The sequence below is a fragment of the Kitasatospora cinereorecta genome (assembly GCF_024172095.1).
Classification (GTDB): Bacteria; Actinomycetota; Actinomycetes; order Streptomycetales; family Streptomycetaceae; genus Kitasatospora; species Kitasatospora cinereorecta.
This window is the reverse complement of sequence record NZ_JAMZDX010000005.1, coordinates 657,122-670,174: the sequence shown is the minus strand read 5'-3', so window position 1 is coordinate 670,174 and position 13,053 is coordinate 657,122. Positions and strand designations below refer to the sequence as shown.

Sequence of the window (13,053 nt, the reverse complement as noted above, 5' to 3'; positions counted from 1 at the left end):
CGGCGTCCGCGGGTCAGTCGCGGGCGCCGGTGGCGCGGACGGCGGCGACCAGCGGGGCCAGTTCGGCCCGCTGCCCGGCGCTGTCCAGGGCCTGGCGCAGGGCGGTGTCGTTGGTGGGGCGGGCCTTGTCCAGCAGGGCGAGGCCCGCCTCGGTGACGTCGGTGTAGATGCCCCGCCGGTCGGTCGGGCACAGGTAGCGGGAGAGCAGCCCGCGGTCCTCCAGCCGGGAGACCAGCCGGGTGGTGGCGCTCTGGCTGAGCACGACCGCGTCGGCGAGCTGGTTCATCCGGAAGTGGCCGCCCTCGCCGTCGTGCTGCGCGCTCAGCACGTCCAGGACGGAGAACTCGCGGACGCTCAGCTCGTGTTCGGCCTGCAGCGCGCGCTCGAGGTGCGCCTCGATCCGGCCGTGCAGCGCGGACAGCGCGCACCAGCCCTGCGCCAGGACGGGTTCCGGTCGCGTCATCGGACCACTCGCTCCCTTCGGGTCGTACCCCCAGGATAGGTGACGGATGCAATAGTCGGCGTTTGCAAGTATCCGCGTCTGCAATTAATGTCGAAGCCTGTAACCCCCGCCTGCACCCCGTCTGCACCACCCGGAAGGCATCCCCGTGCCACTCGCACTCCTGGCGCTCGCCATCGGCGCCTTCGGCATCGGAACCACCGAATTCGTGATCATGGGTCTGCTGCCCCAGGTCGCCCGGACCTTCGACGTCACCGTCCCCACCGCCGGGCTGCTCACCACCGGCTACGCCCTCGGCGTGGTGGTCGGCGCCCCGCTGCTCGCCGTCCTCGGCACCCGGATCCCGCGCAAGCGGATGCTGATGCTGCTGATGGGCCTCTTCGTGGTCGGCAACCTGATCACCGCCGCCGCCCCCACCTTCGGCGTCGCGCTGGCCGGACGGATCACCGCCTCGCTCGCCCACGGTGCCTTCTTCGGCATCGGCTCGATCGTCGCCGCCGACCTGGTCGCCCCGCAGAAGAAGGCCGGCGCCATCGCGATGATGTTCACCGGCCTCACCGTCGCCAACGTGGTCGGCGTCCCGCTCGGCACGATGATCGGCCAGCAGATCGGCTGGCGGATCACCTTCCTGCTGGTCGCCGCCCTCGGCGTGCTCGGACTCGCCGGGATCGGCGCGCTCGTCCCCGCCGCCCGGCCCCACCGCACCGGGAGCGGCACCGCCGGGGGCACTGGCGCCGTCGGTCTGCGGCGGGAACTGGCCGCCTTCCGCAACGTCCAGGTGGTGCTGGCGATGCTGATGACCGTCCTCGGCTTCGGCGGAGTGTTCGCCGCGATCACCTACATCGCGCCGATGATGACCGACGCCGCCGGCTACGCCGAGGGCTCCGTCACCTGGCTGCTGGTCCTGTTCGGCCTCGGCATGGTGGCCGGCAACCTGATCGGCGGACGGTACGCCGACCGGCGGCTGATGCCGATGCTCTTCGTCACCCTGGCCGGCCTCGCCACCGTCCTCGCCGCCTTCTCCTTCACCGCCCACAGCAAGCCGCTCGCCGCCGTCACCATCCCGCTGATCGGCGCCCTCGGCTTCGCGACCGTCCCGCCGCTGCAAAAGCGCGTCCTCGACCAGACCGGCGACGCCCCCACCCTCGCCTCCGCGGTCAACATCGGTGCCTTCAACCTCGGCAACGCCCTTGCCGCCTGGCTCGGCGGGCTCGTCCTCGGCGCCGGCTACGGCCCCACCACCCCCAACTGGATCGGCGCCGCCCTCGCCGCGTCCGCCCTGGCGCTCGCCGTCCTGTCGGCCGCGATCGAGCGCCGCAGCCCGGCTGCTGCCGCCGAGCGGGAGGACACCCGCACTCCGGTCCATGCGGGTGCGTAGGGTGGCGGACGTGGACGAGAAGGAACGCGGCGAGCGGCTCGCCGAGCAGGAAGCGGCGCTGGACGCACTGCTCGCGGACCTCGGCGTGACGTACGACGCCGAACCGGACGAGCGGGTGGCCCGGCTCGCCGCGCGGGCCCCCGGGTACGAGCGGTACCACCGGATCGGGCACAAGCGGCAACTCGCCCTCCGGACCCTCGACGGCGACCGCGCCACCACCGCCCGGCACGCCGACGCCGTCCTGCGCGCCCTGCTCGCCGACGACGACCCCAGCTCGCCGAACTGGCTGACCGGCGTCCTCGTGCCCGCGATCGGACGGCGACAGGTGCAGCGGGCCCTGGTCGCCGCGGTCGAGCACGGCACGCCGTACGCCCAGGGCTGCGCGGTGGGCGTCTGGCACTGGGCGCAGGCCCCGCTGCGGTACGCCTCCGAGGAGGCCCGCAGGGCCGGCCGCCCGACCGCGAGCAGCCGGGCCGAACGCGAGGAACTCGCCGACGTCGCCGCGGACTTCGCGGCGGCGTGCCGGCGGGCGCTGGCCGACTGCCCCGACCCGTGGGCGCGGGAGCGGCTCGCCGCGCAGGCCTGACCCGGCAGCCCGGGTCCGGGTCAGCGCCAGGGCCCGGGCTCGGGTCCGGGTCCGGGTCCGGGGTCGGCGAGGAGGGTGCGGACACGGTCGCGGAGCCAGGCGTGGGCGGGGTCGGCGTCGTGGCGGGGGTGCCAGGCCATGCCGAAGGGGAGTTCGGGCAGCGCCAACGGGATCTCGAAGGCGATCAGGCCGAGCACGTCGGCGATGGCCCGGGAGCGGGCGGTGACCAGCCCGACGAGATCGCTGGTGAGCAGCACGAACAGCCCGGCCGGGAAGCTCGCCACCGACCCGGTGACGGTACGCCGCAGCCCGAGATCGGCGAGCGCGGTGTCGATCGGCCCGTGCAGGCGGCCGCGCCGGGAGATGCTCAGGTGCCGGGCGGCGGCGAAGCGTTCCGGGGTGATCGGCCCGTCGGCGAGCAGCGGGTGGCCCGGCCGGACGACGGCGAGCATCCGGTCCTGGTGGAGGTGCTCGACCCGGATCTCGGGCGAGGTGCTGTCGATCACCCCGAGTTCCAGGTCGGCGATGCCCTCGCGCAGGGCCGGCGCGTCGAGGTGGTTCTCGGAGAGGAAGCGCAGCCGGACCCCGGGGGCCTCGGCCGCCGCCCGGTGGAAGAGCGCGGCGCCGTGGGTGGCGGCGAAGACGTCGTGGGCGAGCACCGTGAACGTCCGGGTGAGGGTGCGCAGGTCGACCGCGCCGGAGGCGGTGAACAGCCCCTGGGCCCGCTCCACCACCGCCCGTACCTCGGCGCGGATGGCCAGCGCGTGCGGCGTCGGCACCATCGACCGCCCTGCCCGGACCAGCACCGGGTCGCCCAGCGCCCGCCGGATCCGGCCGAGGGTGCGGCTCATCGCCGGCTCGGACAGGTGCATCCGGCGGGCGGCGCCGGAGACGCTCTCCTCCTCCAGCAGCGCGTCCAGGGCGACCAGCAGGTTGAGATCCAGTCCCGAATGCACCGGACGCATTCCTTCCCTGTGAAGATTGCACTGGAGTGCAAGCTACCGCCCCCCTAGCGTGGACCGCGAACCCGATCACCACTCAGCTCCGGGGGGAGCCTTGTCCTCACCTGCCCGCACCACCGGCCTCGGCCGATGGGCCCTGCTCGCCATCTGCGCCTGCGTCCTGGTCGCCCAGAGCGTCGTCGCCGCCGTCAACCTGATGATCCCCCAGCTCGCCGCGTCGGCACTGCACCCGTCGCCCAGCCAACTGCTCTGGACCGTCGACGCGTACGTCATCGCCTTCGCCGGCCTGCTGATCCCGGCCGGTGCGCTCGGCGACCGCCTCGGCCGCCGCCGGGCCCTGCTCGCCGGACTTGCCCTGTTCGCCCTCGGCTCCGCCGTCGCCGCACTCGCCGGCACCCCCGGGATCCTGATCACCGGCCGGGCGCTCTCCGGGGCCGGCGCGGCCCTGATCATGCCCGCCACCATGTCGATCCTGGTCCACCTCGCCGGACCCGAGGGCCGGATCCGCGCCCTCGCCTCCTGGACCCTCTCCCTCGGCCTCGGCGGCCTGCTCGGCAACCTCGGCGGCGGCCTGGTCGCCCAGTACCTGCCCTGGCAGGCCCTGTTCGGGCTGATGCCGCCGCTCGCCGCCCTGCTCGCCCTCGCCGTCCTGCGCACCGTCCCGGTCGTGCCCACCCACCCCTCCGCGCCCGACCCGATCGGCTCCGCCCTGCTGATCGGCGGCGTCACCGCGATCCTCTACGGCATCATCGAGGGCCCCGGCCACGGCTGGGCCTCGCCCCAGGTGCTCGGCGCCTTCGCCGCCGGGGCGCTGCTGCTCGCCGCCTTCACCGCGTACGGCCTGCGGGCCGCCCGCCCGCTCGTCGACCCGCGACTGCTCCGCTCCCGGCGGCTGCGGGCCGGGCTGCTCGGCTCGGCCGCGAGCTTCTTCGGACTGTTCGGCCTGTTCTACGTCAACTCCCAGTTCCTGCAGTACGTCAAGGGCTACTCGGCGGCCCTGACCGGCTTCGCGATCGGGCCGCTGGCCATCGGCATGGTGCTGGTTCCGCGGGTCGCCGTCCGGCTCCAGGTGCGGTACGGGCCGCGTCCGCTCGCCGGCGGCGGCCTCGCCCTGATCGCTGCCGGACTGCTCTGCGTCTCCACCGCCGGACCCGCGACCCCGTACCCGCTGTACGCCGGGTGGCTGCTCCTGCTGTCGATCGGCTTCGGCCTGTCCGCCCCGGCCCTCGCCAACGCCGTCGTCTCCGAACTCCCGCCCCAGCAGGCCGGACTCGGAGCCGGGCTGAACACCGCCGCCCGCGAACTCGGCGCCGCGCTCGGCGTTGCCACGGTCGGCACCGTCCTCGCGGTGCGCTTCGCCGGCCGCCCCTCCGAGGTCATCCCCGCCGCCGCCCGCCTCGGCGCCGAGCGGCACGCGGCCGTGCTCGCCGAATTCGGCGACGCGACCTCGCTCGGCCTGCGGGTCCTCGGCCTGCTGGTGCTCCTCGCGGCCGCCGCCGTCACCGCGGGCCTGCGCCCCGAGCCCACCGCGGTGGTGGCGCGTGCGGCGCACGTTCGCTCGTCCGGGTGAGTGATCGCGGAATCGCGGTGGGTAGGCTGGAGCCACTGACGAGAATCCGGCCCATGGGAGCACTGATGACCGTCGCGCCTGAGCCCACGTGGCCCATCCCGCCGGAGGGCGGATGGACTGCAGACGACCTCGACCGGCTTCCGAATCTGCCTCCGCACACGGAGCTGATCGACGGGAGCCTCGTCTTCGTGAGTCCGCAGTCCCTCTTCCACCTCTACGCCATCCGCCTGCTCGAGTACGCCCTGTTCGGGGTGGTGCCGTCGGACATGGCCGTCGTACGCGAGATGACGGTCACCATCGGGCGACGGGACCGACCCGAACCGGACCTCGCCGTGGTCCGCCGCGACTCGGTCGGTGGAGCCAGGCAGACCACCTTCCGGCCCGAGGACGTCGTCCTCGCCGTCGAGGTGGTCTCGCCCGACTCCGAGCAGCGCGACCGCGAGGTCAAGCCGCGCAAGTACGCCGGGGCCGGCTTCCCGCACTACTGGCGGGTCGAGAACGAGCAGGGCGAACTGGCCGTCCACGTCTTCGAACGCGAGGACACCACGGGCACGTACGTACCGATGGGCATCCACCGCAAGCAGCTCGCCCTCGACCTGCCGTTCCCGATCGAGATCGACCTGACGGACCCGCAGCGCTGGCTGTGACAGCCGCTCAGCCCGCGCCGAGCAGGCGGTCCCAGAGCGGCCCGGCGTAGTCCGGCAGGCTCGGGGGCCGCGGTCCGGCGGCGGTCAGGAGACCGACGGCGATCCGGGCCGGTGCCGGCGCGAGTTCCAGGTTGCGGCGGACGGTCGGGTGGTCCGGCCCGCCGGCGAGGGCGACGCTGTGCAGGAACAGTACGGACGCGAGGGTGTCCCAGACGCCGCCGACCGGGCCGAGAGCGGCGGCCGGGGCGGAGCCGGTCGCACCGGTGGCCAGCGCCCACGGGTCGCGGGCCAGGAAGCGGACGGTGCCGACTCCGGTGAAGGCGAGGGCGGCCGCGCACATCGGGCACGGCTCCTGGGTGCTCCACACGGTGTGCTCGGCGAGGTCCCAGCCGGTCCGGACGGCGGCCAGGGCGTTCAGCTCGGCATGCGCGAGCGGCGTCCCCTGCAGCACGTCGGAGCCGCCCGGCGGGTCGTACGCGCGGTTGCGGCCCTCCGCCACGATCCGCCCCGCCGGGTCCGTGACCACCGCCCCGACCGCGAGGCCACCGCACCGCAGGGCGTCGTACGCCAACTCCAGGCACCGACGCGGCGCCGGGTCGAGCTCCCGCCACGCCTGCTGAAAGCTGCTCACGGTGACCGATCGTACGGACCGTTGCGGGGCAGGGGAGTTGGGCGAAGCTCCAGGATCCTCGCGGAGTCCGGGACAATGCTCCGAACACCGACCCGAGGAGCAGCATGGCCATCGAGATCGACCTCCCGCTCGCCCCGGACGCCGGCAAGGGTGTCGACATCGACGAACTGGCCGACACCGGCAACGAGGCCTTCCTGCGGGCGGTGCTCCGCCGTCCGGTGAGCTTCCACCACCGCAGCACCGAGCGCCTGGACGGTGGTGTCCCGGCCGGCGGGTCGACCGACAGCCTGCTGCTGCGCGCCGTCCACCTGTGCTTCGCGGGCCACCTGCCGCTCAGCCTCTCGCCCGATCTGCTCTGGTACACCGTGGTCCACGAGGTGGCCACCCATGTGAAGCTCCAACCCGCCCGGTACGAGGGGATGTTCACCGACACGCCGGGCCGGGTGCAGGACATCGTGGTCCACGACGACGCGGCCCCGAGTGACTGGCAGCGGTCGATCGGGTTGGTCCGCGAGCCGCTGCGGAAGCGGATCGGGGCCGAGCAGGTGGAGCTCTTCGAGCCGGCGTTCTCCACGACCACGCCCGTCGAGGCCGCGGTCGCCCTGGTCGCGCTGATGGATGTGGTCAGCTCCTACTACCGGTTCCACTGGATCACGCTGTGCGGCATCCCGCGGATCAGGCTGGAGGGCACGGCCGAGGACTGGCGGCTGCTCGCCGACCGGGTCCGGGAGCTGGCGCGGCGGTTCACCGCGCTGGCGCCGTGGTTCGCCGCACTGCACCCGGTGCTGGAGACGATCGCGGGGACGGCCGCCGGCGAGCCGGTCGACCAGGAGTTCTGGCGCTCGCTGTACAAGTACCGGACCCGCTCCGGCGGGGCGTGGGTCACCGGCTGGATCAACGCCTTCTTCGCGCACCGCCACACCCAGGACGGTCCGGTGCCCAAGGAGGACTTCGGGCCGGACGAGGACGGCTGGGGGAGCGAGGAGGCGGGTGACTTCCCGTCGCACGTGTCGCAGGTGCCGTTCCTCTGGCACACCCTGCTCGGCACCTTCGAGATGGCCTTCCTCGCCGGCGTGCTGGGCATCGAGCGGGACGGGGAGTGGATCAGGCCGCGGCTCGGGAACGCGGTGGTGGAACTGCTGCCCACCCCGAGGGCCGAGGACCTGCTGCCCGAGGGCTGGACGCTGGCGGAGATCCGGCGGCTGGCCGAGGCCGACGAGGTGGAGCTGATGCCGCTGCTCGGCGAGGTCACCCTGCTGGGGAAGCCGATCGACGCCGAGTACGCGATCGAGGTGGACGGCTCCTGCCTGGTGCGGGGCCGCGACGGCGACTGGTACATCGGCGAACAGGAGTCGGGGCTGGGGGACGTCCGGTGCGAGGAGCGGGTCGGTCCGGACCTCGGCGCCGCGCTGAAGGCCCTCTGACCGAGGGCCGGGTGTCAGGCGGAGAGCGCGGTGGCGGCGGGCCGGGCCGTGCGGACGGCGTCGTGGCGGGCCAGCAGCAGGCGGGCGATCTCGGGGGCCGGGCCGAGGACGTCGGCGATGAGGTCGGCGCCGGCCGCGCGGGCGGCGGCGATGATGCGGTCGGGGAGCAGGCCGGGGGCGAGCAGGTAGGGGGCGACGGCGACGGTGGCAGCGCCGCGGCGGCGCAGGGCGGCGACGGCGTCCGGGACGTGCGGCGGGACGGCCGAGGCGTGGGCGACCTCGACGGCGGCCCAGCCGCGGGTGCGCTGCCAGGTGGCGGCGACGGCGCGGGTGGCGGCGTTCGCGGCGGGGTCGGAGGAGCCGGCGGAGGCGAGGACGACGCCGGTGCGGGCGCGGACGGCGGGGGAGTGGACGTCGAGTCCGGCCTCGGCGAGGCGGCGGTCCAGGGTGTCGAGCAGCAGCGGGTCCGGGCCGAGCACGTCGGCGACCGGCAGGCCGGCCCCGGCGGCGCGCAGGGCGGCCGGGATGTCGTGCTTGGCGTGGAAGGCCCGGCCCAGCAGCAGCGGGACGGCGACGGCCGGGGCGCCGCCGATCCGCGCGACGACCTGGGGGATGCGCGGGGCGCAGTGGTCGAGGTAGGCGGTGGCCACGTCCAGGCCGGGCCGCTGGGCGCCGACCTCGGCGACCAGGGCGTCGACCGTGGCGGCGTGCCGGGCGTCCCGGCTGCCGTGGGCGATCAACAGCAGCGCGGGGCCGCGCCCGGCGGAGGGGTGGCGGACCTCCGTCGGGCGCGAGTCCCGGTGCAGGACGTGGACGGGCGGGGTCATCGCGAGGTCACCAGCAGGCCGCGGCTGCGCAGCACCCGGCGCTCCAGCGGGGAGAAGAACAGCAGGTCGATGGCGACGCCCACGAAGAGGATCAGGAGGATGCCGAGCAGCACGCCGGACATGTCGGAGAACTCGCGCTGGTTCTCCAGGTAGCGGCCGAGGCCGAGGCCCAGGTCGGGGGAGGAGGCGATGAGTTCGGCGGCCATCAGGGAGCGCCAGGAGAAGGCCCAGCCCTGCTTGAGGCCGGCCAGGTAGCCGGGGAGGGCGGCGGGGAGCAGGACGTGCCGGGCGCCGCGCAGGCCGGTGGCGCCGAGGGTCTTGCCGGCCCGCAGGTACAGCGGGGGCACCTGGTCGACGCCGGAGATCAGGCCGTTGGCGATGGAGGGGACGGCGCCGAGCAGGATGACGGCGTACATGGCCTGGTCGTTGATGCCGAGCCAGATGACGGCGGCGGGCACCCAGGCGACCGAGGGCAGCGACTGCAGGCCGGAAAGGACCGGGCCGACGGCGGCGCGGATCGGCTTGACCTGGGCGACGACCAGGCCGATCGGGGTGCCGATGACGACGGAGAGGGCGAAGCCGGACAGGCCGCGCCAGACGCTGGTCCAGATGATGGAGAACAGCGTGCCCTGGTACCAGAGGTCCTGGAGCGAGTTCCAGACGTCGGCGGGGCTGGGGAGCTTGTACGAGCTGGTCAGGTGGAGGCTGTAGGCGGTCTGCCACAGGGCGAGCACCAGCAGGACGCCGAGCAGCGGGGGCAGCGCCTTCTGGCGCAGCACCTGGCCGACCGGGATGCGCTGGGCGTGGACGGTCTCCAGGGCGTCCAGGCCGGCCTCGACGCTCGCGGAGTCGGTCGTCGTCCCGTCGGCGGCGGTGTCCGCGGGGGCCTGCGGCTGGTCCTCGACCAGCGTGGTGGTGTCAGGACTGCTGGACATGGCGGCGGATCTCCCCACGCAGGTGCTCGGTGATCTCGATGGACAGATCCGCGACCCCGGCGGACTCGATGCGGCGCGGCTGCGGCAGGTCGATGCGCCACTCCTTGGCGATCCGGCCGGGCCGCGAGGAGAGCAGGACGACCCGCTGGGCGAGGCGGACGGCCTCGCGCACGTTGTGGGTCACGAACAGGACGGTGAGCTTGCGCTCGGACCAGATCCGGGTGATCTCGTCGTGCAGCACGTCGCGGGTGATGGCGTCGAGCGCGGCGAACGGCTCGTCCATCAGCAGCACGTTGGAGCCCTGGGCGAGCGAGCGGGCCAGGGCGACGCGCTGGCGCATGCCGCCGGACAGCTCGTGCACGCGCTTGCGGTACGCGCCGCCGAGCCGGACCAGCTCCAGCAGGCGCTCGGCCTCGGCGCGGCGCTCGGCCTTGGGCACCCCGGCCAGGCGCAGGGCCAGCTCGATGTTGCGGCCGGCGGTGAGCCACGGGAACAGGGCGTGGTCCTGGAACATCAGGGCGGGGCGGGCGCCGGGGACCTCGATGGTGCCGGCGGTCGGCCGGTCCAGGCCGGCGACCAGGTTGAGCAGGGTGGACTTGCCGCAGCCGGAGGCGCCGAGCAGGGTGACGAACTCGCCCGGGGCGACGTCGAGGCTGATGTCGTCGAGCACCGGGGCGGCGGTGCCCGGGCGGCCGAAGGTCTTGTGGACGTGCGCGAGCCGGACGGCGTACGCCCCGTCCGGGGTCTCGACGCCGGGGGCGGCGGGCGAGGTGGTCAGTGCCGTGGTCATCCGGGCACCTCCTGCGTGAGTGGTCTGGGGTCCTCCCGCTCGTCGGCGGCGCGGGAGGGAGGGTGGCTGGGAGCCGGGGTCCGGCCCCGCCCCGCCCGGATGAGTGGGCATCGAGGGGGCGGGGCGGGGCACGGACCGCGGAGCTACGGGGCGGGGGTCACTTGCTGCCGAGGCCGGCGTCGGCGACGGCGGGCCGACCCTTCTCCTTGAGCACCTTGTTCAGCAGGGTCAGGTCGTAGATCCCGGCCAGGTTGGGCTTCTTGAGCAGTCCGGCGGTGACCGCGTGGTCGGCCTCGTTCTGCAGGGTGCCCGCCAGCGGGTCGTCCAGGAAGTCGATGTCCGACCACGCGGGGTCGAGGACGGCGGGCTCCAGGGCGCTGCCGGCGTCGGTCTTGATCTGCTCGTTGGCCGCGGCCTTGGCCTGGTCGGGGTTGGCCTTGATGAAGGCGTTGGTGTTCACCGAGCCGCGCAGGACGGCCTCCACCACGTCGGGGTGCTCCGTGAGGAACTTCTGCGAGACGATGATGTTGGTGATGACGAACTTGCCGTCCGGCCAGAGCTGCTTCTCGTTGAGCAGCACCTTGGCGCCGAGGGTGACCAGCTTGGAGGCGGTCGGCTCGGGGACCCAGGCGGCGTCGATCGAGCCGGACTTGTAGGCGTCCGGGGTGACCTTGTTGTCGGTGCGGACCACGCTGACGTCGCCGGCGCCGGACTGCGGGTCGACCTTGAGGCCCTTCTCCGCCAGGTAGTTGAGCAGGGCCACGTCCTGGGTGTTGCCCAGCTGCGGGGTGGCGATCTTCTTGCCCCTGAGCTCGTCCAGGCTGTGGATCTTGTCGGGGTTGACCACCAGCTTGACGCCGCCGGAGGCCGAACCGCCGATGATCCGCAGGGACTTGCCCTCGGACTTGGTGTAGCCGTTGATCGCCGGGGAGGGGCCGAGCCAGCCGATGTCGATCGAACCGGCGTTGAGCGCCTCGATCTCGGCCGGGCCGGCGTTGAACACCTGGGTCTTGATCTGGGTCGCGCCCAGTTCCTTCTGGAACAGGCCCTGCTTCAGGCCGACCAGCGCGGTGCCGTGGGTCAGGTTGGCGAAGTAGCCGATCTTGACGGTGTCGGCGGAGAGCTTGGCGCCGGAGGCGGCGGACGCTGCCGGGGCGGCGGCCTTGCTGTCGGTGCTCTTCGAGCCGTAGCCGCAGGCGGAGAGCAGGCCGGCGGCGGCGATCGCGGCGACGGCCGCCGCGGCGGCGCGTCTGATCCGGCCGGTGTTGGGCCGGAGCAGGGTATGGCGGACTGAGGTGCTCGGTGCCATGGGAGTCGTCCTCTGCGGGAGATCAGGAAGTCGGTCGGTCTGTCGGTGGTGCCGCACGGGCCGGCGGCTGCGGTGGGAAGGCGCCGGCCCGGGGCAGGGGAATCAGATCCCCTGCCCACCTGCACATCGCGTCAGGCCGCCCTGGCCGCTGCCGAGGGCGCCGCTGCCGATGCGGCCGCCTTCCTTGTCCATGCCCGAGAACGCCTCGCTGGGCATCAGACCCAGTCCTCCTCGTCGGGTTCGGTGGCGCGTACGGTGTCGAAGGCCTCGCCCGCCATGCCGGCGGTGAGGGTGGTGCCGTCGGCCGGGTCGATCAGCAGGAACGATCCGGTCCGGCGGTTGTCGGTGTAGGTGTCGAGCGCCAGCGGCTCGGCGGTGCGCAGCACCACGTGGCCGATGTCGTTGACCTCCAACCCCTGGGCGCCGGAGCGCTGTTCCAGGGTGTCGATGTCGATCCGGTAGGAGATCTCCTTGACCAGCGCGCGCACCGTGCGGGTGGTGTGCTTGAGCAGCACCTTGGCGCCGGGGAGCAGCGCGCGCTCGTTCAGGTGGCAGACGGTGGCCTCGATGTCCTTGGTGGGCACCGGGGCCGGAGCGGCCGCGATCAGGTCGCCGCGGGAGATGTCGATGTCGTCCGCGAGCCGGACGGTGACCGACTGGGGGGCCCAGGCGATGTCCGTCGGCGTGCCGAGTGCGTCGATGCCCGCGACGGTGGTGGTGTGGCCCGAGGGCAGCACCGTGACGGCGTCGCCGACCCGCAGCACGCCGGAGGCCAACTGCCCGGCGTAGCCGCGGTAGTCGCGGTACTCCTCGCTCTGCGGCCGGATCACGTACTGGACCGGGAAGCGGGCCGGCTCGTCGCTCGGGTCGCTGCCGACCGGCACGGTCTCCAGGTGCTCCAGCAGGGTCGGGCCGCCGTACCAGTCCATGTGGGCCGAGGGCTCGACCACGTTGTCGCCGGCCAGCGCGGAGATCGGGACCGCCACCACGTCCTTGACCCCGAGCGAGGCGGCGTAGGTGGTGAACTCCTCGGCGATCGCCGCGAACACCGGCTCGGCGTAGTCGACCAGGTCCATCTTGTTGACCGCCAGCACCACGTGCGGCACGCGCAGCAGCGCGGCCACCGCGGCGTGCCGGCGGGTCTGCTCGACCACGCCGTTGCGGGCGTCGACCAGGACGACGGCCAGCTCGGCGGTGGACGCGCCGGTCACCATGTTCCGGGTGTACTGCACGTGCCCGGGGGTGTCCGCCAGGATGAACCGCCGCCGGGCGGTGGCGAAGTAGCGGTACGCCACGTCGATGGTGATGCCCTGCTCGCGCTCGGCGCGCAGGCCGTCGGTGAGCAGCGCCAGGTCGGGGGCGTCCTGGCCGCGGTTGCGTGAGGCGTGCTCGACCGCCTCCAGCTGGTCGGCCAGCACCGACTTGGAGTCGTGCAGCAGACGGCCGACCAGCGTGGACTTGCCGTCGTCGACGGAACCGGCGGTGGCGAAGCGCAGCAGCGAGGTGGCGCTGGTCTCGGTGGTGGTGCTCATTG

At 73.8% G+C, this 13,053-nt stretch carries 13 protein-coding genes; 5 read left to right on the top strand and 8 right to left on the bottom strand.

Annotated features, from left to right (window positions below):
• Positions 1–13: 13 nt before the first annotated feature.
• The gene (locus FHR36_RS28675; protein WP_253801734.1) at positions 14–463 is read right to left on the bottom strand and encodes a MarR family winged helix-turn-helix transcriptional regulator; all 450 of its coding nucleotides are present in this window, start codon (positions 461–463) and stop codon (positions 14–16) included.
• A gap of 145 nt (positions 464–608) precedes the next feature.
• Between FHR36_RS28675 and FHR36_RS28670 the strand changes: the two genes are divergently transcribed.
• Together FHR36_RS28670 and FHR36_RS28665 are read left to right on the top strand one after the other, a co-directional pair.
• Entirely contained in the window at positions 609–1,838 is a 1,230-nt protein-coding gene (locus FHR36_RS28670; protein ID WP_253801732.1) for an MFS transporter, read from the top strand.
• Positions 1,839–1,848: 10 nt separating this feature from the next.
• On the top strand, positions 1,849–2,424 hold the full coding sequence (locus FHR36_RS28665; RefSeq protein ID WP_253801730.1) for a hypothetical protein: 576 nt from the start codon (positions 1,849–1,851) through the stop codon (positions 2,422–2,424).
• A gap of 20 nt (positions 2,425–2,444) precedes the next feature.
• Here the strand turns inward: FHR36_RS28665 and FHR36_RS28660 are convergent, their stop codons facing one another.
• On the bottom strand, positions 2,445–3,389 hold the full coding sequence (locus FHR36_RS28660) for a LysR family transcriptional regulator (RefSeq protein ID WP_253801728.1): 945 nt from the start codon (positions 3,387–3,389) through the stop codon (positions 2,445–2,447).
• A 91-nt stretch (positions 3,390–3,480) separates the two neighbouring features.
• Here FHR36_RS28660 and FHR36_RS28655 point away from each other — a divergent pair, with 91 nt between their 5' ends.
• On the top strand, positions 3,481–4,956 hold the full coding sequence (locus FHR36_RS28655; RefSeq protein ID WP_253801726.1) for an MFS transporter: 1,476 nt from the start codon (positions 3,481–3,483) through the stop codon (positions 4,954–4,956).
• Between the two features lie 65 nt (positions 4,957–5,021).
• Positions 5,022–5,603 carry a Uma2 family endonuclease gene (locus FHR36_RS28650; protein WP_253802001.1) on the top strand — a complete coding sequence of 194 codons (582 nt, stop codon included), beginning with the start codon at positions 5,022–5,024 and terminating at the stop codon, positions 5,601–5,603.
• Positions 5,604–5,610: 7 nt separating this feature from the next.
• On the opposite strand, the gene FHR36_RS28645 is transcribed toward FHR36_RS28650, so the two are convergent.
• Complete coding sequence (locus tag FHR36_RS28645; RefSeq protein WP_253801724.1) at positions 5,611–6,234, bottom strand: nucleoside deaminase; 624 nt, start codon at positions 6,232–6,234, stop codon at positions 5,611–5,613.
• Between the two features lie 104 nt (positions 6,235–6,338).
• Between FHR36_RS28645 and FHR36_RS28640 the strand changes: the two genes are divergently transcribed.
• Positions 6,339–7,658, top strand: coding sequence for a DUF4419 domain-containing protein (locus FHR36_RS28640; protein ID WP_253801722.1), 1,320 nt, complete (start codon positions 6,339–6,341; stop codon positions 7,656–7,658).
• A gap of 14 nt (positions 7,659–7,672) precedes the next feature.
• On the opposite strand, the gene FHR36_RS28635 is transcribed toward FHR36_RS28640, so the two are convergent.
• The 5 genes from FHR36_RS28635 to FHR36_RS28615 form a co-directional block, all read right to left on the bottom strand.
• The gene (locus tag FHR36_RS28635; RefSeq protein WP_253801720.1) at positions 7,673–8,485 is read right to left on the bottom strand and encodes a sirohydrochlorin chelatase; all 813 of its coding nucleotides are present in this window, start codon (positions 8,483–8,485) and stop codon (positions 7,673–7,675) included.
• Positions 8,482–9,420 carry an ABC transporter permease gene (locus FHR36_RS28630; RefSeq protein WP_253801718.1) on the bottom strand — a complete coding sequence of 313 codons (939 nt, stop codon included), beginning with the start codon at positions 9,418–9,420 and terminating at the stop codon, positions 8,482–8,484. The genes FHR36_RS28635 and FHR36_RS28630 overlap by 4 nt, the downstream gene beginning before the upstream one ends.
• Positions 9,404–10,210, bottom strand: a complete 807-nt coding sequence (locus tag FHR36_RS28625) for an ABC transporter ATP-binding protein (protein WP_253801716.1) — start codon at positions 10,208–10,210, stop codon at positions 9,404–9,406. The genes FHR36_RS28630 and FHR36_RS28625 overlap by 17 nt, the downstream gene beginning before the upstream one ends.
• A gap of 157 nt (positions 10,211–10,367) precedes the next feature.
• Entirely contained in the window at positions 10,368–11,519 is a 1,152-nt protein-coding gene (locus FHR36_RS28620; RefSeq protein ID WP_253801714.1) for an aliphatic sulfonate ABC transporter substrate-binding protein, read from the bottom strand.
• A 215-nt stretch (positions 11,520–11,734) separates the two neighbouring features.
• On the bottom strand, positions 11,735–13,051 hold the full coding sequence (locus tag FHR36_RS28615; RefSeq protein WP_253801712.1) for a sulfate adenylyltransferase subunit 1: 1,317 nt from the start codon (positions 13,049–13,051) through the stop codon (positions 11,735–11,737).
• Between the last annotated feature and the right edge of the window lie 2 nt (positions 13,052–13,053).